The organism is Reyranella soli (assembly GCF_007992495.1).
GTDB lineage: Bacteria > Pseudomonadota > Alphaproteobacteria > Reyranellales > Reyranellaceae > Reyranella > Reyranella soli.
In genome coordinates this window covers 12638-35550 of the sequence record NZ_BKAJ01000101.1, presented here as the reverse complement: position 1 = coordinate 35550, position 22913 = coordinate 12638, and the positions used below count along the sequence as shown (strand labels likewise).

Here is a 22913-nt window from a genome sequence, read left to right as displayed (position 1 = left end):
TGCATGCGACGTACACATCTCGCGCTGCTGTCGGCAGCGCTGCTTCTCTCGATCCCGGCAACCGGTGGTGCCCAGCAGGGTCCGTCGGGCACGCAAGCCAAGCCGCCCGCCCAGCGCCAGACCCAGCCGCGGCTGTCGGCGATCACGCTCAGCGGCCGCTATCTCGCCGCCCGCGTCGCCGAGCAGGACCACGACTACGATTCGGCTGTCGATCAGATCGACCTGGCGCTTGGCCAGGCGCAGAACGATCCCGAGCTGGTTTACGCCGCCTTCCGGCTGCGCATGTATGCCGGCCGGATCGAGCAGGCCGCCCAGCTTGCGCCGCAGATCCTGGCGGCGCGGCCGGGCGATGGCCTCGCCAACCTCGTGCTGGCCGTTCAGGCCATCAAGAAGGCCGACTATCGCACGGCCGAGCAGCAGCTCGGACGCATTGGCGGCGACAGCCAGCTCGGCCCGCTGCGCGAGTACGTGCTCGCCTGGCTGAAGGCCGGCGAGAAGGACTTCGCCGGGGCGCGTGCCCGCATCGCCAAGCTGAAGCCGGCCGGCGGCGAACGGGCCGAAGCGCCCGCGCTCGTGATCGAGGCGCAGATGGACGAGATGGCGGGCGACAAGGCCGCCGCCGAGGAGAAGTACCGTCGCGCCATGGCGCTCGACAAGAACGGCCTGCGCACGACCGTCTCTGTTGCCGAAGGCTTGATGCGGCTCGGCAAGGCGGCGGAGGCGCGCGAGCTCTTGAAGACCTACGGCGAGAAGTACAGCGACGCCGTGGTGATGGACGGGCTGATCGCGCCCAACGCACCGATCCCGCCGCAACCGACCCCAGCTTCGGGCATCTCCGAGATCCTGTTCGATATCGGCGGCATCATGTCGTCCGATCCGCGCAACGCCCGCGCCGACCTGGCGCTGATCTTCTACCAGCTCGCCGCCAGCCTGAAGCCTGAGCACGACTTCGCCTGGCTGATGATCGCGGGCCTCTATGAGCAGTTCCAGATGGTGCCCAAGGCCATCGAGGCGCTGGGCAAGATCGGGCCGAACTCGCCACTCTACTGGCAGGCCCGGCTGCGGGCAGCCGCGCTCGACGCCCAGCAGGAGAAGTTCGACCAGGCCGTCGCCCGCCTCAAGACCCTGGTTGCCGAGAAGCCCAATCGCATCGACGCCGCCCTGACCCTGGCCGACCTGCTGCGCGGCAAGGAGAAGTACAGCGACGCCGTGCAGGCCTACGACACGGCGATCATGCGCATCCGCAACCTCGAGGAGCGTCACTGGTCGGTGTTCTTCGGCCGCGGCATCGTGCTCGAGCGCACCAAGCAGTGGCCCAAGGCCGAGGCCGACATGAAGAAGGCGCTCGAGCTCTCGCCCGAGCAGCCGCATGTGCTGAACTATCTCGGCTACAGCTGGATCGACCAGGGCCTGCATCTCGACGAAGGCATGAAGATGCTGCAGCGGGCCACCGAGCTCCGGCCCGACGACGGCGCCATCACCGATTCGGTGGGTTGGGCCTTCTATCGCGTCGGCCAGTACGACAAGGCCGTGGAATGGCTGGAGCGCGCCGCCGAGCAGAAGGGCGACGACGCCACCATCATCGAGCATCTCGGCGATGCCTACTGGCACGTCGGCCGCAAGCGCGAGGCACGCTTCCAGTGGGAGCGGGCGCTCAACCAGAAGCCTGACAAGGACCGCCTGCCGGTGATCAAGGACAAGCTCGAGAACGGGCTGAGCGCCGCCAACGACAAGCCGACGGTCTACGAGAAGCCCGTCGAGGCCAAGCAGGGCGGCTGAGCCAACACTCGGGGCCGATCTGGTGCGGCCGGCGCACGCCAAGGTCAATCTCTGGCTGAACGTCGTCGGTCGCCGCGACGACGGCTATCACCTGCTCGACTCCCTGGTGGCTTTCGTCGACCTGGCCGACCAGGTCGACGCGCGGCCCGATGACCGCCTGTCGCTCGACCTCGATGGTCCGCTGGCCGGTGCATTGGCAGGAGAAGCCGACAACCTTGTGGTGAAGGCGGCCCGCCTGTTGGCCGACCGCGCAGGCGTGGCGCCGCGTGCCGCGATCCGTCTCACCAAGCATGTACCCGTTGCGGCGGGACTGGGCGGTGGCTCCGCCGATGCCGCCGCGGCGCTGCGCGAGCTTATGGACCTCTGGCGGGTGGCGATGCCCGAGGAGGAGCTGTTCGACCTCGCGGCACGCCTCGGCGCCGATGTGCCGATGTGCCTTGCCGGCCGCCCCGCCTTCGTCTCGGGCGTCGGCGAGCGGCTGAGCTGGGCGCCGCCGCTGCCCGAATGCGCCGTCCTGCTGGTCAATCCCGGCGTCGCGATGCCCACGCGCGATGTCTTCTCCGCGCGCCACGGTGCGTTCTCTGCAGGGCGGCCGGTGCCGCGGCTGTGGCGGGATCTGGTGGAGCTCGCCGGCGATCTTGCCGAGCGCGGCAACGATCTCACGGCAGCGGCGGTGTCGCTGGCACCTGTGGTCGGGCAAGTCCTCGAAGCACTCGGCCGGACCGGCGCCCGCCATGCCGCCATGAGCGGCAGCGGCGCGACCTGCTTTGCCCTCTACGATTCGCCTGAGCTGGCCCAGCGGGCCGCATCGGCACTGCCAACGGCTTGGTGGCGGCACGTCGGCAAGTTCGTCTAGGGTGTGTGCTCATATATTCGAAAGTTGTCGGGAGAAGGAGCGCGACCATGGACCAGGCCTTGTCAGGCGTCCGCATCATCGACATGACGCACAACCAGGCGGGGCCCGCCTGCACGCAGATTCTCGGCTTCCTCGGGGCCGACGTGATCAAGCTCGAGGAGCCCACGGGCGGCGACATTGCGCGGACGAACCTGCGCGACCAGAAGAACAGCGACAGCCTGTTCTTCCTGATCCTGAACGCCAACAAGCGCAGCCTGACGCTCAATCTCAAGACCGACGCCGGCAAGGACCTGTTCCGGAAGGTGATCGCCCAGTCGGACGTGCTGGTCGAGAATTTCGGGCCGGGCGCGCTCGATCGCCTCGGGCTGGGCTACGAAGCGCTCAGCAAGATCAACCCGCGGCTGATCTACGCCACCATCAAGGGCTTCGGCACCTACGGGCCCTACAGCGGCTTCAAGAGCTTCGAGCCGGTCGCCCAGGCCATGGGCGGAGCGATGGCCGTCACCGGCTTCCCCGAAAATCCGCCGACCTACGTCTATCCAGCGATCGGGGATTCCGGCACCGGCATGCACATGGCGATCGGCATTCTGGCCGCGCTGCAGCAGCGCCATGCGACCGGCCGCGGCCAGCACGTCGAGGTGTCCATGCAGGACTCGGTCGTCAACCTGGTGCGGGTGAGCCTGCGCGACCATCAGCGCTTCGGCGGTCCGCAGCCGCGCACCGGCAATCAGCTCGGGCGCAACGTGCCGGGCACGACCTACGCCTGCGCGCCGGGCGGCCCGAACGACTACGTCTACATCTACGCCCAGCAGCAGATGTGGCCGGCGGTGACGAAAGTACTGGGGCAGCCGGAGCTGACCGAGGACGCGCGCTTCAAGACCGTGGAAACGCGCTGGGACAATCGGACGGAACTCAACGCGATCATCGAGGCGTGGACGCGCCGGCACAGCAAGCACGAAGTCATGCGCCTGATGGGAGATGCGGGCGTCCCCTGCGGCGCCTGCCAGGACACCGGCGAGGTGCTGGCCGATCCGCATCTCAAGGCGCGCGAGATGATCGTCGACGTGGATTACCCGACCCGCGGCACCTATCAGACGGTCGGCTGCCCGATCAAATTGTCGGATTCACCGGTCGCTGTCAGCCGTCCGCCCCTGCTGGGCGAGCATACCGACGCACTGCTTGAAGCCCTGTGCGGGGTCGAGCCCGAAGAGGCGAAACGCCTGCGCCAGGAGGGAGTCGTCTAGTCTAGGCCGTGTACTCATAAATAGGCCCTGCGCAGTACAGGACCGCTTCGGCCCCGAAATCAGACATCCGCGTGGGACGAAGGCATATCCGCTATGGGCCACTAGCGGACATTGACCGTGGTAGTGAATTGGCCCTTACACGGAGCATCCCAAAGCGAGCTGCGTTCGCAGCCAATACGCTGCGCCAACGCTGAATGGCATCTAACGGCGTGCCACCTGGCCCTCCCAAAGCTCTCCATCAGCCCAATGCGCCCTCAAGAGCCGCAGACGCCCGCTGTGTAACCCTGGTTACACAAGCTCGGCGCGTCGGGTGCTACCGCTTGTCTTTGTCACCCCTGTACAGGTTTCAAAGGCGATGAACCGCGAGCGATACCGTCCCGATGCGATAGATGGGTCGGTGGTCAGCGGTACGATTTCAGAAGGCGGACGATGGATGACCCGACACCAAATCGAGCTATCAAGAACTCGGGAATGCCCGTCTCTTCCCTCGTTCTCTCCACTGTATTTCACGTTTCCATCATTTTTGCTCTTCTTTGGTCCCTGCCAACGACGAGCACCCCATTAATCCCGGAGGACGCCATCGAAGTGACGATAGAACGGCAGGCCACATCGTTGGCCGCCATGATTCAATCGGTGGCTATCCCGGGACCTCTAGTCGATAGCCCTCCGATTCAACCGGCTCTACCCGTTCCGCGGCAACCGGTACCCCAAGTGGAATCCGCGCAAACTCCAACTTTGGAGAACGCCGCCCCTGAACCGGAGCCTCCGCCGGAACTAACCCTGCGTGACTTTCCGAAGGCGGAATCGGTTGTCCGCAAGATCGAAGAGAAAAAGCCATCCCCCAAGTCTGATCCCAAACCTGACTTGAACAAGACTCTTAGGTCGCCGCCGGGGGCGACATCACCAAATGCTTCGCCACCAGCTCCGCTTCCGAACCGAGCGGATGTCGTCCAACCCAACAAAAAATCGAAGAATTACCTGGAGCGGATGGGCATAAAGCCTTCGCACATAGCTACACTGACTGAGAAATCAGGAGCTACCTGCGTTCAGGACTCTGAACCCTACAAATTGGAGATAACGAACGATAAATTGACGGCGACAAACTCACATGGAGTCATGTTCAGCATCACAGTTCCGGCAAACGGAGAAGTCTATCATCGTTACAAGCGTGTTCCGGTGGCCGGGGATAGAAACCCGTTTAAGTTCGTGGAGTATTCAATGATAGGGAATGTGAAAACGGGGAAGCTGGAAATCTGGCTCGGTCACTCTCCGTGCGTCTACAAGCTCAACCTATATTGATAGGCGGCATCCAACTCACCGCGGGACAGAGGGACTCTGGCGAGGGACATACGACTGCAGCCGCAAAGGCGACGATAGTTTCATGCCGTTCACGCTGAAACCCGAAATACTATTGAAGGACAGAACGGGGGCCTGGTACGCGGCGCATCCTTCATGGACAAACGATCAGACACTCGGCATCAACGTCTCGATCGACGGAATCAGCGTCCTCGTAACGCGCCGAAGCACTGGTAGCAGCGCAAACGCGAGCAGGGCACCGCTGTCTAGTCGCCATCTTGGTGGATGGAGCCGCGCCAAGTCCGCTTCGGGTCAGACTCGGAAGTGACGGCTAGTCCGACTTGGTCGCCGGCGCCGTCAGGCCGCGCATCTCTTTCAGCGAATCGAACAGCGTCTTGCTGGGCTCGCCGGTCTGCGCGAGCCCGAGCGAGCGTTCGTAGTCACGGATGGCCGACCGCGTCGCTGGCCCGAGCACGCCGTCGGGCGCCTCACGCGAAAAATTGAGGTCGCGCAGCAGGGTCTGGATCACCTTCACCTGATCGGCTGTCGCGTTCGGCCAGGCATCGAGTGTCGGGTCCGCAGCCGCAGCTGCAGCCGGCGACGAGGGCGGTGCATCTGCCTTCGCTTGCTCGGGTTTCGCAGCCTCGGTCTTGACGGCATTCTGCAGCGCCACGAACACGTCGACGGTCGGCTCGCCGGTCTCGCGCATCGCCACGCTGCGCTGGAAGGCGAGGATGGCGCTGCGGGTCATCGGCCCCAACGCACCGTCGGGCTTGTCGCGCAGCAGCCTGAGATCGACCAGGGCCTGCTGGATGAGGCGGATCTGATCGGCGGCATTTTTCGGCCAACCCGGAGGCTCCGCGACAGGCGTGGTCGGCGGCAGGGGTGGAAAGGAAGGTTTGGGCAGGCCCGCAATCTCGGTTGGTGGTGGCGGCGGTGGCGCCGCCGGCGCCGCCGCGGGCTTGGGCGGCTGTATGGCTTCGACGATCTGCTTGAACTCGGCCTGGCCGTACTGCTGGGCGCGCTCGAGTTCGCCCGGCATCAGGATGCGCTGCAGCACCTGGACGCGTTGGCTCGCCAATTTGGAGAGTTCGCTCTCGCCTCCGCGGTTCGTCTGACGCTCGAACTCGGCCGTGATGGCGAACCAGGCCAGCGCGATCGCCGGATCCTTGAGACCCTCGTCGCCGCGTTCGTAGATGTCGCCCAGGGTGAACATCGAGCCCGTCATTCCCTGACGGGCCGCCGACCGCAGCAGCTCGACCGCTTCCTTGCCGTTGCGCGGCGCGCCCTTGCCGTCGCGCAGCAGCAGGGCGAGGTTGTGCTTGGCCATCGGCACGTTGGCCTCGACGGCCTTGCGATACCATTCGATGGCCTTGGTCGAATCGCGCTCGACCACGAAGCCACGCTCATACATCACGCCGACATTGAAGGCCGATTGCGCCGAGCCACGCTGCGCGGCGCGCAGCAGCCAGCCAGCGGCGGCCTGCTGGTCCTTGGCGACACCGAGGCCCTGCACCAGGCGGCGCGCCAGCTCTTCCATGGCCGTTACATCGTCGTTGTTCGCCCGCTCGCGCACTTCGTCGATGGGCAGCGCCGCCCAGTCGACCGAGGACGAGGCTTTGTCCTTGTCCTTATTCTTGGTGGCGGACTCCTTGGCGGCAGGCGCAGCGGTCGTTGTCGAGGGTTCCTTCGCCTGGGCGAATTCGGCGTTCGTCACCTCGGGAGGCGAGGCCGGCTCGGGGACCGTGATCGTGTCGGCCGCTGCTGCTGGGCTGTCGGCGTCGAACAGCGTGCGCGACGAGGAGATTTGCGGCGGCAGCATCAGCCACGCAGCCATGCCGACCGAAGCCGCGACAACGATCGCAGTGCCGATCGTCAAACCGGGTCGAGTCATGGAGAAGGCCGGTCGAAGGTCCCGCTCATGCGCCAACAATAGCCGACACTGGGCTCGCCCGAGAAGATGTCGCGCGATGCCGCACGACGATCACAAGGGTCAGTAAAATTACAGCACCGGCCTGGTGCAATGTCGCAATGGCGATCTCGACTCCTGTCAGGATCGTGGCGATTCCGAGGCTCAATTGGATCAAGGCCATCGCCGCCGCCAGCACAGCCTCTGCACGACGCGCGCGCCAGGCCATGACCAGCACCCCGAGCACCAGCAGCTTGGCGAGCCAGCGATGGACGAACTGTATCGTCGTCGGATTCTCGAAGAAGTTGATCCACCACGGCGACTGCTCGAACAGGCCGGGCGGAATCCAGTGGCCCGACATGGTCGGGAAAGTGTTGTGGGCGGCGCCGGCGCGCAGGCCGGCCATCAGCGCGCCCCAGGTCAGCACGACGAACAGCAGGCCGATCAGGATCGTGGCGTCGCGTCGCGTGCGCGGCTCGTCGCGTCGCGCGGCCTGCGGCCCGAGCTCCAGGATCAGCCACACCGTGTAGGCATAGAGCGCGACCGCCAGCAGCAGATGGCCGGCCAGGCGGTAGTGGCTGACCGAGGGCCGGTCGATCAGGCCGGACGCCACCATCGCCCAGCCCAAGGCGCCCTGCAGGCCGCCCAGCACCAGCAATGCCGCCAGGCGCGGCTTCAGGGCCGGCGAAAGCTGGCCGCGGATCCAGAACCAGGCCAGGGGCAGGGCGAAGACGACGCCGATCAGCCGGCCCCACAGGCGATGGATGTATTCCAGCCAGAAGATTTCCCTGAACTCGCCGATCGTGAAACCACGGTTGATCAGCCGCCCCTGCGGCGAGGAAAGATATTTCTGCAGCTCCGCCTGCCAGGCCGTATCGGACAGCGGTGGCAGCCAGCCCGTCACCGGCCGCCATTCGACCATCGAAAGTCCCGACTCGGTGAGCCGGGTCAGCGCACCGATGACGATCATAAAAAAAATCATCGCAGCAACGACGATCAGCCAGTTGCGCACGGATGCCGGGACGGGTTGCATGGCGGCGGGACCATGCGTGAAGCAAGCCGTCGCGTCATCAGGCATTAGTGTCGCGAATCGCTGATGTCTTGCGCTCCGGCCCTGCGTTGTCTAATCGGTTCGCACACGAACGAATCACCCCTCGGCCCACCCGGATATTCCTGACATGGCGTCGCCTTCGCTGAGCCACGGTCTCGGCTTCACCGACCTTTATGACCGAGAGGGCCTGGTCCGCCTCGATGCAGCTTTCGTCGATTGGCTGAAAGACGGCCACGTCGAGATGCATGCCCGGCTGATGGCCGCCCGCACCAATCCGGACGCCCTGGCGGACAAGGACGAATCCAATCTGCTGATCGAGCTCGCCCGTCCGCTGGAAGACTTCCTGGCGGCGCTGTTCGGCGTTGCCGAGGAAGCCGCGAGGCTGCGCGGCCATCACAGCACGCTGGCGCCTGTCTTCGATTGCAAGCGCCTGTTCGTGCAGCGCTATGTGACGCGCGCCATCAAGCCGGACGCCGCCGCGGCGCTGGACGGCGACAAGGTCACGGCCGAGGTCGCCCTGCCGGTACGGCTCGAGGACGGGTTGGAGGCCTGGGAGCTCGCCTTTGCCCTTGCCGTCCGCGAGCGCGCCGGCGCCGAGTTCAAGATCGCCACGCCGACGCCCGAGATCGAGGCGCTGACGCGCTACGCCGCCTGGGCGCTGCATTCGCCCGAGGGCAAGAAGCGTCATCGCGACGGGCCGTTGTTCAAGGTCCCGCACAAGCTTGACTTCGAGCACCTGGTGCCGATCGAGACCGAGGTCGTCGACGGCGTCACGCGCATGCGCCTGCCGCGGCCGATGCTGCGCCATCGCGAGGGCTTCGCCCTGACCGACGAAGGCTTCGACCTCGTGCGCGCGCTCGACCATTCCAACTACTGCATCTGGTGCCACAACCAGGGCAAGGACAGCTGCTCGCGCGGTCTCAAGGACCGCAAGACCGGTGCGTTCCAGAAGTCGCCGTTCGGCGTCACCTTGGCGGGCTGCCCGCTCGAGGAAAAGATCTCGGAGATGAACCTGCTGAAGAGCGAGGGCTTCTCCATCGGCGCGCTGGCGATGGCGGCTGTCGACAATCCGCTGGTGGCGGCGACCGGCCACCGCATCTGCAACGACTGCATGAAGGCCTGCATCTACCAGAAGCAGGAGCCCGTCGACATCCCGCAGATCGAGACCCGGACCCTGAAGGACGTGCTCGGCCTTCCGTGGGGCTTCGAGATCTACTCGCTGCTGACGCGCTGGAATCCCTTGAACCTGCGCCGGCCGCTGCCGAGACCCGCGACCGGCCGCACCGTGCTGGTGGTGGGGCTGGGGCCCGCCGGCTTCAACCTCGCCCATCACCTGATGAATGACGGCCACGCCGTGGTCGGCATCGACGGCTTGAAGATCGAGCCGTTGCCGGTCGCACAGTCCGGCGTGTCGGCCGATGGCGCGCGCCATGCCTTTGCGGCCGTACGCGACGTCGCCACGCTGCGCGAGGATCTCGGCGAGCGCGCCATGGCGGGCTTCGGCGGCGTCGCCGAGTACGGCATCACCGTGCGCTGGGACAAGAACTACCTGAAGATGGTGCGCCTGCTGCTCGAGCGGCGCGGCCAGTTCTCGATGTTCGGCGGCGTGCGCTTCGGCGGCACGGTGACGGTCGAGGACGCCTTCGCCATGGGCTTCGACCATGTGGCGCTGTGCGCCGGCGCCGGCAAGCCCACCGTGCTCGACCTGCCCAATGGCCTCGCCCGCGGCGTGCGCGCGGCGTCGGACTTCCTGATGGCCTTGCAGCTCACCGGTGCCGCCAAGAAGGATTCCATCGCCAACCTGCAGATCCGCCTGCCCGTGGTGGTGATCGGCGGCGGCCTGACCGCGATCGACACGGCGACGGAATCGCTCGCCTATTACCCGCTGCAGGTCGAGAAGTTCCTGTCGCGCCACGAGATCCTGGTGCAGGAGCGTGGCGAGGCGGCGGTGTTCGCGGCCATGAACGCCGAGGAGCGCGAGATCGCGTTCGAATTCATCGCCCATGCCGAGGCCATCCGCGCCGAGCGGGTGAAGGCGGAGCGCGAGGGCCGCACACCGGACATCACCGGGCTGGTGAACGGCTGGGGCGGTGTCACCATCGCCTACCGTCGTCGCTTGATCGATTCGCCGTCCTATACGCTGAACCACGAAGAGGTCCTGAAGGCGCTGGAGGAGGACATCCGCTTCGCCGAGGGACTGTCGCCGACCGCCGTCGAGGTCGATGCCAACGGCCATGCCAAGGCGCTCAAGGTGGCGGGCGAGCAGAACGGCCAGAAGATCGAGGCGACGCTGCCGGCGCGCACCATCCTGGTGGCGGCCGGCACCCAGCCCAACACCGTGCTGGCGCGCGAGGACGCAACGCACGCCTTCATCGACGGCAAGTATTTCCGCGCCCTCGACGAAGAGGGCAATCCGGCGACGCCCGAGCGCGTCTGCAAGCCCACCGACGTGCGCGTGCTGATGTACCGCGCCGCCGACGGCCGCTTCATGTCCTTCTTCGGCGACCTGCACCCGTCCTTCGCCGGCAACGTCGTGAAGGCGATGGGCGGCGCCAAGCAGGGCTATCCGGTGCTGACCCGCACCATGGAGAAGCTGCCGTTGGCCAGGCGCTCGCCCGCCGAGCTCCTGGCCGAGGCCAACGCCCTGTGGCGCGCCAAGGTCGTGCGCGTCGATCGCCTGACGCCCACAATCGTCGAGGTCGTGGTCGAAGCGCCCGCCGCGGCGCGCAACTTCGAGCCCGGCCAGTTCTATCGCCTGCAGAACTACGAGGCGCGCTCGAAGAAGGTCGACGGCACCTTGCTCACCATGGAGGGCCTGGCGCTGACCGGCGCCTGGGTCGACAAGGACAAGGGCCTGCTGTCGCTGATCACCTTGGAGATGGGCGGCTCGTCCGACCTCTGCGCGCTGCTCGAGCCCGGAGAGCCCGTGATCGTCATGGGCCCGACCGGCACGCCGACCGAGATCGAGCCGGGCGAGACGGTAGTGCTGGCGGGCGGCGGCCTCGGCAACGCCGTGCTGTTCTCGATCGGCCAGGCCTTCCGCAAGGCCGGCAGCAAGGTCCTGTACTTCGCGGGCTACAAGAAGCCTTCCGACCGCTACAAGGTCGAGGAGATCGAGGCGGCGGCCGACGTCGTCGTCTGGGCCTGCGACGAGCAGCCCGGCTTCCCGGTCGACCGGCCGCAGGACAAGTCGGTGGTCGACAACATCGTCGAGGCCATGCGCCGCTACGCCTCGGGCGAGCTTGGGCCGCAGCCGATCCCCTTCAAGGATGCCGACCGCATCGTCGCCATCGGCTCGGACGGCATGATGAACGCCGTGCGCCTGGCGCGGCACGGCGTGCTGAAGCCCTGGCTGAAGCCCGACCATCGCGCGCTGGGGTCGATCAACTCCCCCATGCAGTGCATGATGAAGGAGATCTGCGCGCAGTGCCTGCAGCTCCACAAGGATCCGGTGACGGGCAAGGAATCGGTGGTGTTCTCCTGCTTCAACCAGGACCAGGAGCTCGATCGCGTCGACTTCGGCTGCCTGCGCCAGCGCCTGCGCCAGAATGGCGTGCAGGAGAAGATCGGCGCACTATGGATCGACCGTTCGCTGAGGAGGATCGGGGCGCGCTGACCGCCCCCGATGGGGGAGGGCGCCATGAGCGATCAGCCGTCGAAGGCAACGAGCCCGATCGTCTGCTATGGACTCGCCGTCTATCTGATCGGCTCGTTGCTGTGGCGTGTGCTCATACCCGCCCACGAGTATCCGGGGAGCACGGCGACCTGGCTCGGGATCGCAGTGGACGTGCTGGCGATCGTCGGCTTGATCGGGGTCAGGGCCGGCGTGCCGAAGGCGCTGTTCTGGATCGCCCTCGTCGCCGGCATCGGGCTGCTCGCCATCCGCCTGACCAGCACGGCGAGCTGGTGGACCGGGCACCTGATGTACTCGGTCCGTTAGTACCGACTAGGGCGTGTACTTACAAATCCGTGCTGTGAACGCCCAAGCGATGCTACGGCGTATCGATGATCGCTTATGAGCCGTTTGCGGCCGCTTGGCGTTCTTGGTGATACATCTGGGATGGGCCAACTAACCAATAGAAGCGTCTCACAATATCTGTCTTGCGACGCTTCCTTCTGCATTCCCACCGTGCCTATTGCACAAGTCGATAATAGCAGGGAATGAGGGGGCTGACGAGTTCGTACTCACCATTGCCGAGACCGACGAACTTCATATTTCCCGCTGCGGGGTCCTTGAAGCTCGCAGTAATCTTGCCGTCGCTTTTGACAGGCTCGGAAAGCAGCCTCCGGGCATATGAGGTGCCAAGTGTCAGGACGCCGTTAGAAACATCCACCGTGTAGGTCATGCCGGCTCCGGAGCAGGCCTGCACCGACTTCTCCGGGATTAATTCCAAGCGGTATGTCTTGCTCTCAGCCTGAGCTTGGGTGGCAAGCACCCCCAGCACTCCAGCAATCGTCATGTAGCGCATCGAGTGTCCTCCCGTCTTGGGCGTATAAACATACCTGCACGGGGTAATGGAACTGGCCTCATGGAATGGGCGGGCTCCGCTGCCCGGAGCGAACGTTACATAGAACTCTCTGTTCTTGTCGTCTTTGCCGACAACTCTTCCAGAACCATCAGGCTGCAACCCCTTCAAATCGACAGTGAATGAACTCTTCGTCGATCGGCTCGTATAAGTGAGCGTGTTCCCCTTTATGTCGACCTGCCAGTCAGCCGGCCTTTGCGCTATCCCAGCGGCGCAGGCGGGATTTTCCAGTGCGGAAAAGGCAGCCCACGACGCGTCTGCCGTGCTGGAGATGTGAGAAGCAGCGGGCTTCTTCTGTTCGTCGTAGCTCGCCCTCATCGGCTCGGTTTCCTGCAACAGGGCCTGCTGATGGGCCCTTGTCAGGAAGCCGGTTGCCGGCAGATTGCGTGCCTCCTGCCAGCGCGCGATCATCTCGCGCGAGCGCGGGCCGAACACGCCGTCGTGGCCCCTTGTGTCGAAACCGAGCGACGTCAGGGCGACTTGCAGGCGCCGGCGGTCGGCCAGTTCCAGGTGCAATCGCTGTTCCGCCGCCTCGGCTTCCTCGTTGGACTTGGCCATGCCGGCCGCTGTCTTGTTCGCCGCGGCCTTGTTCGCAGCGGCAAGCGCCTCTGTTTCGGCCTGCTCCCGCCGCTGGGTGGCCACGGCCAGCGCCTGGTCGGCCCGGCGCTTGGCCTCGGCGTCCGCCGCCGCCTTCCTTGCCGCTTGCTCTTCGGCTTGGAGCAGGGCGGCGGCTTCCGCTTCAGCGCTGCGCTGGGCGGCCTGCTCGGTCGCGCGCTCAGCCATCACCGCCGCCGGATCGCCGCCTGCGTCCTTGGCGTTGCGGCGCGCGTCGATGTCCGCCTTCAACTGCGCCAATTCACGTTCGGCCTTCTGTCGCGCCTGCCGCGCACTCGCCAGCTCCAGATCTGCCTGCCGCTTGGCCTCGGTTTCCGCTTCGGCCCGCTGTCGCGCCTGCTCCTCCAGCCGGCGCTTCTCCGCCGCCAGCGCGTCGACCTTGCGCCGCTCGGCCAGCGCCTGTTCGAGCTGCTCGGCCGACAAGCTGAGCGCCGCTGTGCTGACGGATGGCGCCGGAGTTGGCGAGAAGGCCAGATATAAGCTGCCGGCAAGCAGCAGCGCTGTGGCGGCGACCATACCCCACAGCATCGGCCTCCGGATCGCAATGTCCGCTCGCCGCATTGCCGCGCGGATCGGCCGACGCGACGCGCTCTCGTGAGGGAGCACATGATAGATGCGCAGGGAATTCCTGATGTTCTTGGCATGATGCCGGCCGCCGTCGACGAAGGCGCAGCTCGCCTGCAGATGCGTGGCGTCGCGTATGGCAGGCGACGCCGCAATCCCGCCCGGCTCGGCCATGAGCTGGATGCGGGCGGCGACGTTGACGGCGTCGCCGAATATGGTCTCCGTTTCGTCGACGATGACCTCGCCCAGATGCAGGCCGATGCGGAACATCAGTCGCTGTTCCTCGTCGAGCGCTTCGTTGAAGCGTGCCATCCGCTCCTGGACGTCGATCGCCGCCGCGACCGCCGCCACCGCCGAGCCGAATTCGGCCAGCACGGAGTCGGCCACGATGTTCACGATCCGGCCGCCCGCAGCATCGACGGCGGACTGCCACACCTCCGCGCGTACCGACTTCAGATGGCTGACCGTGCGGTCTTCCCCACCTTGCATCAATCGGACGTAGCCGGTGAGGTCGGCCTGAAGGATGGCCGAGAGCCGGCGGGGGCAAGTGGGTTGTCGGTCCTCAGCCATTGGCAAACACATCGTTCTCGCGACACGCCGAGCTTGGCCGCGAGCTCCGCATGGCAGATGCGCAGAGCCGGAAACAATGCAGTCGGAGCAAGTCCTGTCGCGTCATGTCAGCGCCACCGTTGACACTTTGCCCATCGATAGTCTGGCTACTTGCGACATCCGGCACAAGACCGGCAAGGGGAGTGTCCTAGGGCCTTGGCGGCATCCACTCGCGCCGTTGGATGCGGTGCCGGCCGCCACTATGTCCTGGGCGTAAAAACAGTCGTGCAAGGGGTAATGGAATTGGTCACCTGGAAGGGGCGCGCTCCGCTGCCCGGATCGAACGTGACGTAGAACTCTCTATTCTTGTCGTCTTTGCCGACAACTCTTCCAGAACCATCAGGCTGCAACGCCTTCAAATCGACAGTGTATGAACTCTTCGTCGTCGTCTGTCTCATGAAAGTGAGCGTGTCCCCCTTAATGTCGACTTGCCAGTCAGTCGGCCCTGGCGGCCCGCCAAATTGAGTGGCGCAGGCGGGGTTCTCCAGTGTGGAAACGGCAATCCACGTCGCGTCTGCCGCGCTGGAGATTTGAGAAGCACCCGCCAGCCCGATCAATGTCGTGAGAAACAGTCCCAACCTCATTTTGTCGCCTCCTTGTGCGGGTTGCCGTTGTGGCGGAACGGCGACGGCAATCATGACGACGTGCGCCTCCTGCAACGGCACTTCCCTTCGTCAGTTCAGCGCCATTCTCGCAGGCTGCTCCCCTCCTTTGCGCTACGCGCTACGGAGGGAGACATCACTATGTCCTGGGCGTGTAGACACGCCGGCAAGCCTTGAGGCGATAGGTCATGTGGAATGTGCGGGCTCCGCTGCCCGGATCGAACGTCAGGTAGAACTCTCTGTTGTTATTGTCTATGCCGGCAACTTTTCCAGAACCATCAGGCTGCAACGCCCTCAAATCGACGGTGAATGAATGGTTCGGAATTGGGCTCGTACTCTTAAAAGTGAGCGTGTTCCTTTTTATGTCGACCTGCCCGTAGGCAGTGGCGGTCCATTCCGGCCCGGTACTCACCGTACCGCCGCCGCACGACGTCGACATGCCATTCTCCAGTGCGCCAACGGCAGCCCACGTCGCGTCTGCCGCGCTCGAGATGTGAGAAGCCCCCACCAGGCCGATCAATGTCGTGAGAAACAGTCCCAACCTCATTTTGTCGCTCCCTTGATTGAAATATTCTATCACAACACTCGGAGTGCACCGAATCCGTCAATGATTTTGCACTTACTTCGGCTTGAGCCGTGCATCGAGGAAGGCCTTCGTCATCACGAAAGAATCGGCCGCCGCTTCGGGATTGCCGCCAATCATGTGGCCGGAACTGGTGAGTGTGGGCAAGGTGCCGAGGTCGAAGCTGTGCAGCGCACCGGGATAGACCTTGATGGTGGGCGGACGGGTGTCGTTGGCTCTCGCCGCAACCGTCTTGAGGCGAGGTCGGCCGGAGTCCAAGTGTCGTTCTTGCCGGTCAGGATCAGCACGTCAGTGACATACGGTCCCACGATCGCCCTGCCCGAACATCCGGGGTAATAGGCGACTCCCGCCTGAAACGGGTGGCCGCCGCGGTCGACAGGAATCTCTACGCCGATCGCGGCCCAAAGGGTCGACGAGCCGCCGTGGGAGAAGCCGATGATCCCGATCCGCTCGGCCTGGATGTTGGGCAAAGTGCGCAGATAAGTTGCGGCGTTGTGGGCGTCCTGCGCACGCACACGAGTCGGGATGGAGTCGACGTTCTCGCAGACGCTGCGTGAATTGCGTGGCCCGAAACTGTCGACGATCAGCGCGGCGTAGCCCCAGTTGACCAGGCGAGTGGCCCAGGTCCGGGTGTTGTCGGTGATGCCACTGCAACTATGCATGACCACCACGGCCGGGAAGGGGCCGTCCCCCGGTGGGAGGTATAGTTGCAGAGGAGCGCCGCTGTTCGGCCCGCCGACCGACTGGGCATCGTATTTCAGCGGCAGTCGATCGGACAGCAGGCTTGCGCAGTGCGCAAGGATGAACGGCAACACCAGTGCGAGTGCTGCCTTCGCCAATGACGGTGCGTATCGCATGGAGCCTCGGCGCCGCGTCGCTTGCCGTGTTGCTACCACGCCGGGGCGCGCGCGTTGTGTAACCTGGGTTACACAACCACCCGCCTTTTGTAGGGCCGCCTCACATCGACGGTAGCAATAGACGGCGCCTCTACGCCGTGCTCTCCTTGGGAGGCATCCGCTCGCCGCTGGACGCGGTGCGGGCATCTAACGTGGCGGAAAACAATGGGAGGAAGAGACGAGGCTGGGACTTCTTCTCACGGCGTTGATCGGGCTAGCGACTGCTACGGCTATCACCGTCGCCACCCAAGCTTACGCCATGTCATCGTCGGTCGCCGATTTCCCGGAGTTCACAGCCTGCCCGCTGGCTAAGGGGACGTGGTGGGCCAGTGGCAAGGAGGCCGAGAAATATGCCGCCGGCCACAATATGCTTTTGGTCGTCAAGGAGGGCCGCCTGCTTTACGCCGCCGACAGGAGCAGAGGCTCGATGAACGAGCTGAAAGAGGTGCGGTTCGTCCAGCGCGTCTCCGACGAGATCCAGATCAAGACTCTCAGCCTTACGTCGTACAACCTTCGCAAGACCGGCAACATATTCACTGGCATCCAGGATGATGGCGGTACGGGCGGCATGCCCACCATCACCAACGTCGAGTTTGTCTGCGGCGGGTAGAGGCGCCGCCGACTGAGGTGTTCGCGAACCTGCGTTCAAATTAGGACACTACCCTTCCGGTAGCCGGCTTGCGGGTACCGAGGGCGTCCTGCACAGTGCGCCATCGGGCCCGCCCGAGAGGCGGCGAAGGGAGTTCCAATGTCCACTCTTCAAGCGCCGAAGATCCGCAAGCTCGCCGACGCGACGCGCGTCGAGTTCGGGCCGCTCGCCTTCTATCATCCGCTGATCGCCGACGGCGATACGCCGGTGCGTACCGGCATCCAGACCTCGGCGCCCGGTTATCTCGCGCCGATGCATTTTCATCCCTACGTCGAGCTGCTGTTCATCATCGAAGGCGAGGCCGAGGTCTGGCTTCAGGGCGACGAAGACAAGCCTGCCCGACTCGGCGTCGGCGATTGCGTGGCGCTGCCCGCCAATGTTCCGCACAGCTTCCGGACGGTCGGCGATCAGCCGATGCGGCTCCTCGGCATTCACGCCAATCCCGACCGCGTGGTGACCTATCTCGATCGCACGAGCGACGCCTCGGGCTATCCCGTGCTCGACGGAAAGCTGGAGCCCGTCGGCGCGTGTGAACGCGCCTAGGGCGTCCTGACGAACCTGAACAGCACCCCGGCGCTTGGTAACGCGACGACCCTCTCCCGACCCGACTGCAGCTGTGTGATCATCGCACGAGATGAACCATGTCGCACGGCTACTCGCGTCGGCGGCTAACCGCAACATCAGGGGCGATGTCCTTTTCGGCCTGCCGATCGCCGTAGATGTCGGGATATGAGACGACCTGGCCCTGCTCATCTGGAAAACGCGTAAAGTAGACGAGAGCGACAGGGATGGGTTCCGCAAGCGGGACGGAATGCGTCCTCCCGTGAGAGGTCATGGAATCCACCTCTTGTTCAGACACACCAAGCGACCACGCAGCCAGTGGACGCGCTTTCTCCACACGGACGCATCCGTGACTCAGGGCTCGCTGGGATCGATTGAACAGTGCCCTTTCATTGGTGTCGTGGAGATAGATGAATTCCTCATTGTCGAGCGCAAACATCATCCTTCCGAGCGGGTTTTGTGGACCTGGCGGCATGTAATGAAGCCCTTCGTTCCGGATCATTGACGGAGTCGGCGTCCAGGAAGGATTGAACTGGATGGCAAACATCGGGGAGAGCATTTCCGGGGTGGCCGCTGCCGGTTTACCGACCACCACGCGACTACGTAAGACCGGCTCGCCGTCCTGCAAGGCGATCAGCTCAAAGGATGGAATGTTGACCAGGATGAATTTGCCGCGTGCTGGAATATCGATCCCGATGCCTTGGCTACGCAGCATGCCGACATATGCGCTCGGTGCCGGTTCAAGCGGCCGGACCTGGCCGGCGGAGACTGGCGGTGTCGGCTCCGCCGCGACACACCCCGCCAGGGCCGAAGCGACGGCAAGCAATTTCAGAGTGCTACAGCCCTGACGAGCACATTCCGCCATTAGATCACATCGCTCTCGATCGTTCGCTGAGGATCGCACGGCTTGCCCGGCTGGCAAAGGGGCTGCGTTGCTATGGCGTCCTGACGAACCTGAACAGCACCTTGTCCTGGCTGTAGTAGTGCAGCTGGTCGACGACCTTGGGGAAGTAGGCGCTGCCCACCGTCACCGGCATGAAGGCATCGAGGTCGAGCGGCCGCACTGCGACGGTGAAACCCGCCTGTCCGAAGGCCTTCGAGACGTCTTCCAGCGAATGGTCGTGGATCGGGATCGACGAGGTCTCGGCGATCAGCTTGCGCCAGCGCGGCCACACTGCGCTGTCGGTGTGGCAGCCCATGGCCGCGACATACGACCCGCCTGGCCGCAGCGCCGCCCTCATGTCGCGCGCGTGCGCCGCAAGGTCGCCCAGCAGGTAGATCACCTCGTGGCTGAAGGCGTAGTCGAAGGTGCGGCCGAGCGAGGCGGCGCTGTCGGTGACCTTGTACTCGACCGGACGATGGCCCTTCAGCAGTTCGGCCCGCGCCACCGATTCGCGGGCGATGTCGATGCCGACCGCGCTCTTGAAGGGATGGCGGTCGTACAGCATGCGCAGAAAGCCGCCCTGGTTGCAGCCGTAGTCGAGCACGGTCGATTCGTGCAGGTCGTGTGGCAGGGAGACGTTGATCATGCGTCTCCAGATGGGCGCGTGCGCCGCGCCCATCGCTTCTTCGTCAGCGGGGTTGCGGTTCCAGGTTGCGATCATCGAGGGGTGCTGCATCGCTCGCTCCTGTTGTTGGAACGAATCTAGCACGCCCTGACCTTGAACGTCGTGGCCCCCACGGAATGACGAGCAGCGGTCCGGCGATCAGGCTGCCGAAGGCGATCATGCCGACGGCGATCGCGACGAACACGCCGGGCAGGCCCCAGCCCAGGATCTCGACGGCATACCAGCCGCCGACCGTGGCGATGAACAGGCGGGCGAGGCCGGCGATGAACGGCGCCTTCATGCGGCCCGCGCCCTGGCTGGCGAAGGACAGCGTCATGCCGAGCCCGAACAGGCAGTAGAACGGCGCCACGCGCGTGATGTAGGCGACCGTCGCCTCGACCACCCTGGCGTCGCTGGTGAAGAGCCGCGCCCAGCCTTCGGGAACCAAGGCCAGGATCCAGCCGCAGAGGCCGAGCGCGCCGGCCGCCGTCAGGCTGCCGATCCACGCGGCACGCACCGCGCGCTTCCAGTCATTGGCGCCGGCCGCGACGCCGACCAGGGTCGTCAGCCCCGAGCCGATGCCGAAGGCCAGCGGCACCAGCATGAACTCCAGCCGCACGCCGATGCCGTAGCCGGCCAGCGCGGCGACGCCGAAGCGACCGACCAGGCCGGTCACCAGCAGGGCCGTGAGGTTGGCCGTGAAGGCCGAGAACGAGGCGATCAGGCCGACCCGCAGGATGTCCCAGAACAGCCGCCCTTGCAGGCGGATGCCGGCGACCGCCGGCACGAAGCCCAGCTTGCCGCGCCACAGGGCGCGCGCCTGCAGGGCGGCGGAGACCAGCGAGGTGAGCAGCGAGGAGAGCGCCGGCCCTGCCATGCCGAGCCCCGGCCAGTCGCCGACGCCCAGCGCCAGCACGTAGGACAGCGGCACCTGGGCGATCGACGAGAACAGCATGTAGCGGCCGGGCGTCGCCGCATCGCCGCCGCCGCGCAGCAGCGCGGAGAGGAAGAAGTTGGCCCAGATGACCAGCGCGCCGCTGAACAGAACGTGGGAGTAGGTGAGGGCGTTGGCGAGCGACCGGCCATCGCCGCCCAGCAGGCCGTAGAGGAAGGGCAGCGCCGTCCAGGCCAACAGCGTGAACAGCAGCGCCAGCCCGGCGCCCAGCACCAGGGCGTGCAGCACGAGCGAGCGCGCATCCTCGATACGGCCGCCGCCGACGGCGCGGGCCATGGCGGCTGCCACGCCGCCGCCCATGCCGCCCGCCGCCATCATGGTCATCATCATCATGAAGGGGAAAACCAGGGCGAAGCCCGCCAGCGCCTCGGTGCCCAGCCGGCCGAAGATGAAGGTCTCGGCGATGGCCACGAAGGTCTGCGCCACCATCACGGCCGTGGTCGGGGCCGCGAGCTTCCACAGGCTCTTGCCGATCGGGGCCGTCAGAAGCGGGTGGGCCATTTTTTGTCTCTCCTATACGGGCCTCTCCCGTACATGTGCATATGCACATTTAGCAGGGTGCTACGGCCTGTCACCTGACAAAAGCCGTGGGTGGCATTAGGTTTTCGCCATGAGTAACGATCAGCGTCCCCCCGAGCGCCCTATGGCAAAGCCCACCGTCCAGGTCGAGAACGACCGGGTCATCGTCACCGAATGGCGTTTCCCGCCGGGCGGCCACACCGGCTGGCACCGCCACAATCACGATTATGTCGTGGTGCCGGTGACGACCGGCGAATTGCACATTTTTGACGGCAAGACGACGGTGCCGGCGCCCCTGCGCGCCGGGGTGTCGTACGCCCGCCAGATCGGCGTCGAGCACGACGTCATCAATCCCAACAGCTTCGAGTTCGTCTTTGTCGAAATCGAGCTCAAGCCGTCCCAGGCCTGAGGCGCTGGGGCATCGCGCACGCGACGCAGCCACGCAGGGCGCCTGCATTGACTTAAGCCATGTCAAGGCTCATATGAGTGCCGCCAGCGGTCCGGCCCGAATCTTCAGGCGTAGAGGAGACCGCCCCACAGTCCAGCGGAAGAATGGACTAAGCCACGGAAATTAAATGAGTTTTGAGAGTTTGGGGCTGAGCGCCCCGGTACTACAGGCAGTCGCTGACAAGGGCTATACCGAGCCCACCCCGATCCAGGAAAAGGCCATCCCCATCGTCCTGATGGGTCGCGATGTCCTCGGATGCGCCCAGACGGGCACCGGCAAGACCGCCTCCTTCGTCCTCCCGATGATCGACATCCTCGCCGAGGGCCGCGCCAAGTCGCGCATGCCGCGGACGCTCATCCTGGAGCCGACGCGTGAACTGGCCGCCCAGGTGGCCGAGAACTTCGAGATCTACGGCAAGAACCACAAGCTCAACATGGCGCTGCTGATCGGCGGCGTGAGCTTCCCCGACCAGGAGCGAGCGCTCGAGCGGGGCGCCGACGTGCTGATCGCCACGCCGGGCCGTCTGCTCGACCACGTCGAGCGCGGCGGCATCCTGCTGAACGACGTGAAGATCCTGGTGATCGACGAAGCCGATCGCATGCTCGACATGGGCTTCATTCCCGATGTCGAGCGGATCGTCGGCCTGCTGTCGCCGATGCGCCAGACGCTGTTCTTCTCGGCCACCATGCCGCCGGAGATCCGGCGGCTCGCCGACCGCTTCCTCAGCAATCCCAAGGAAGTCACCGTGTCGCCGCCGGCGTCGGCCGGCACCAACATCGTCCAGGGCCTGGCCATCGTGCCGGAGGACGAGAAGCGCGAGGCGCTGCGCGGCCTGATCAAGAGCCAGGACGTCAAGAACGCCATCGTGTTCTGCAACCGCAAGCGCGACGTGGTCACGCTGCTCGGTTCGCTGAAGAAGCACGGTTTCAATGCCGGCGCGCTGCACGGCGACATGAGCCAGCCGGCGCGCATGGAGACGCTGGAGCGCTTCAAGCAGGGCGAGATCCAGATCCTGGTGGCGTCGGACGTCGCCGCCCGCGGCCTCGACATCGTCGACATGAGCCACGTCTTCAATTTCGACGTGCCGTTCTCGCCCGAGGACTACGTGCATCGCATCGGCCGCACCGGCCGCGCCGGCAAGACCGGCCACTCCTTCACCCTGGCCTCGCCCTCCGAAGGCGACCTCGTCCAGGCGATCGAGAAGCTGATCGGCACCACCATTCCCCGCATCGAAGTGGCGGGCCTGGTCACCACCGACTTCGAGGCCTCGGACGGCCGCCGCCGCGGACGCGGTCGGGGGCGTGGCGGCCGCAGTGGCGACAAGCCGCGCGGCCCGCGCCGCGAGGCCAAGGAGCCGCGCGAGCATCACGAGCGCAAGCCGAGGCCGCCGGCCGAGCCGCACGCCGAAGCCCGCGCCGAGCTGCATGAGCCGCGTGAGCATGCGTCCCGTGAACGCGCGCCACGTGAGCAAGCGCCGCGTGAGCAGAGGCCACGCGAGCACAAGCCGCGTGAGCATGCGCCGCGTGAGCACGGGCCGCGCGAGCATCGGGCCGAGCAGCACAGGCCGCAGCGCGAGCGCAAGTCGGATCATCGTCCGGAGCGGCGCGAGCGTCGGCACGAAGGGCGTGACGAGCCCGCGCCCGTGGGTCTCGGCGATCACGTGCCGGCTTTCCTCGCTCGCTCGTCGCGCTAAAGTGGCCCCCT

19 protein-coding genes are annotated in these 22913 nt (G+C 65.5%); 10 read left to right on the top strand and 9 right to left on the bottom strand.

Annotated features, from left to right (window positions below; genetic code table 11):
• Positions 1–3: 3 nt before the first annotated feature.
• From RSO01_RS28240 to RSO01_RS28225, 4 genes are all read left to right on the top strand, one after another.
• Positions 4–1779 (top strand): tetratricopeptide repeat protein, encoded by a 1776-nt coding sequence (locus RSO01_RS28240; protein WP_147153790.1) that lies wholly within the window; start codon positions 4–6, stop codon positions 1777–1779.
• Positions 1780–1801: 22 nt separating this feature from the next.
• A complete protein-coding gene (locus RSO01_RS28235) occupies positions 1802–2635 on the top strand; it encodes a 4-(cytidine 5'-diphospho)-2-C-methyl-D-erythritol kinase (RefSeq protein WP_246158881.1) in 834 nt (277 codons plus the stop codon).
• A 47-nt stretch (positions 2636–2682) separates the two neighbouring features.
• Positions 2683–3879 carry a formyl-CoA transferase gene (locus RSO01_RS28230; protein WP_147153787.1) on the top strand — a complete coding sequence of 399 codons (1197 nt, stop codon included), beginning with the start codon at positions 2683–2685 and terminating at the stop codon, positions 3877–3879.
• A gap of 429 nt (positions 3880–4308) precedes the next feature.
• Complete coding sequence (locus RSO01_RS28225) at positions 4309–5178, top strand: hypothetical protein (RefSeq protein ID WP_147153786.1); 870 nt, start codon at positions 4309–4311, stop codon at positions 5176–5178.
• Positions 5179–5506: 328 nt separating this feature from the next.
• Here RSO01_RS28225 and RSO01_RS28220 read toward each other — a convergent pair whose 3' ends face one another.
• Together RSO01_RS28220 and RSO01_RS28215 are read right to left on the bottom strand one after the other, a co-directional pair.
• Entirely contained in the window at positions 5507–7054 is a 1548-nt protein-coding gene (locus tag RSO01_RS28220) for a peptidoglycan-binding protein (RefSeq protein WP_170303412.1), read from the bottom strand.
• Between the two features lie 40 nt (positions 7055–7094).
• Positions 7095–8117, bottom strand: coding sequence for a COX15/CtaA family protein (locus tag RSO01_RS28215; protein ID WP_218037481.1), 1023 nt, complete (start codon positions 8115–8117; stop codon positions 7095–7097).
• A gap of 145 nt (positions 8118–8262) precedes the next feature.
• On the opposite strand from RSO01_RS28215, the gene RSO01_RS28210 reads away from it, so the two are divergent.
• Positions 8263–11751 (top strand): FAD-dependent oxidoreductase, encoded by a 3489-nt coding sequence (locus RSO01_RS28210; protein ID WP_147153780.1) that lies wholly within the window; start codon positions 8263–8265, stop codon positions 11749–11751.
• 24 nt (positions 11752–11775) lie between these two features.
• The gene (locus RSO01_RS28205) at positions 11776–12075 is read left to right on the top strand and encodes a hypothetical protein (protein ID WP_147153778.1); all 300 of its coding nucleotides are present in this window, start codon (positions 11776–11778) and stop codon (positions 12073–12075) included.
• 193 nt (positions 12076–12268) lie between these two features.
• Here the strand turns inward: RSO01_RS28205 and RSO01_RS28200 are convergent, their stop codons facing one another.
• The 4 genes from RSO01_RS28200 to RSO01_RS28185 all read right to left on the bottom strand — a co-directional run bounded on the left by RSO01_RS28200 (position 12269) and on the right by RSO01_RS28185 (position 16473).
• Positions 12269–14410 carry a peptidoglycan-binding protein gene (locus RSO01_RS28200; RefSeq protein WP_170303411.1) on the bottom strand — a complete coding sequence of 714 codons (2142 nt, stop codon included), beginning with the start codon at positions 14408–14410 and terminating at the stop codon, positions 12269–12271.
• 239 nt (positions 14411–14649) lie between these two features.
• Positions 14650–15087, bottom strand: coding sequence for a hypothetical protein (locus RSO01_RS28195; protein ID WP_147153774.1), 438 nt, complete (start codon positions 15085–15087; stop codon positions 14650–14652).
• A gap of 103 nt (positions 15088–15190) precedes the next feature.
• Complete coding sequence (locus RSO01_RS28190; protein WP_147153772.1) at positions 15191–15598, bottom strand: hypothetical protein; 408 nt, start codon at positions 15596–15598, stop codon at positions 15191–15193.
• A 152-nt stretch (positions 15599–15750) separates the two neighbouring features.
• The gene (locus tag RSO01_RS28185; RefSeq protein ID WP_170303410.1) at positions 15751–16473 is read right to left on the bottom strand and encodes a dienelactone hydrolase family protein; all 723 of its coding nucleotides are present in this window, start codon (positions 16471–16473) and stop codon (positions 15751–15753) included.
• Between the two features lie 316 nt (positions 16474–16789).
• On the opposite strand from RSO01_RS28185, the gene RSO01_RS28180 reads away from it, so the two are divergent.
• Positions 16790–17140: a hypothetical protein gene (locus tag RSO01_RS28180; RefSeq protein WP_147153768.1), complete on the top strand. Its 351-nt coding sequence runs from the start codon at positions 16790–16792 to the stop codon at positions 17138–17140.
• A 138-nt stretch (positions 17141–17278) separates the two neighbouring features.
• Complete coding sequence (locus tag RSO01_RS28175) at positions 17279–17722, top strand: cupin domain-containing protein (protein ID WP_147153766.1); 444 nt, start codon at positions 17279–17281, stop codon at positions 17720–17722.
• A 109-nt stretch (positions 17723–17831) separates the two neighbouring features.
• Here RSO01_RS28175 and RSO01_RS28170 read toward each other — a convergent pair whose 3' ends face one another.
• From RSO01_RS28170 to RSO01_RS28160, 3 genes are all read right to left on the bottom strand, one after another.
• The gene (locus tag RSO01_RS28170; protein WP_170303409.1) at positions 17832–18566 is read right to left on the bottom strand and encodes a L,D-transpeptidase family protein; all 735 of its coding nucleotides are present in this window, start codon (positions 18564–18566) and stop codon (positions 17832–17834) included.
• Positions 18567–18675: 109 nt separating this feature from the next.
• A complete protein-coding gene (locus RSO01_RS28165) occupies positions 18676–19344 on the bottom strand; it encodes a class I SAM-dependent methyltransferase (RefSeq protein WP_170303408.1) in 669 nt (222 codons plus the stop codon).
• Positions 19313–20743, bottom strand: coding sequence for an MATE family efflux transporter (locus tag RSO01_RS28160; protein ID WP_147153760.1), 1431 nt, complete (start codon positions 20741–20743; stop codon positions 19313–19315). The genes RSO01_RS28165 and RSO01_RS28160 overlap by 32 nt, the downstream gene beginning before the upstream one ends.
• Positions 20744–20885: 142 nt before the next feature.
• On the opposite strand from RSO01_RS28160, the gene RSO01_RS28155 reads away from it, so the two are divergent.
• Both RSO01_RS28155 and RSO01_RS28150 read left to right on the top strand, forming a co-directional pair.
• Entirely contained in the window at positions 20886–21170 is a 285-nt protein-coding gene (locus RSO01_RS28155) for a cupin domain-containing protein (protein WP_218037480.1), read from the top strand.
• Positions 21171–21336: 166 nt separating this feature from the next.
• A complete protein-coding gene (locus tag RSO01_RS28150; protein WP_147153756.1) occupies positions 21337–22902 on the top strand; it encodes a DEAD/DEAH box helicase in 1566 nt (521 codons plus the stop codon).
• The last annotated feature ends 11 nt before the right edge of the window (positions 22903–22913 follow it).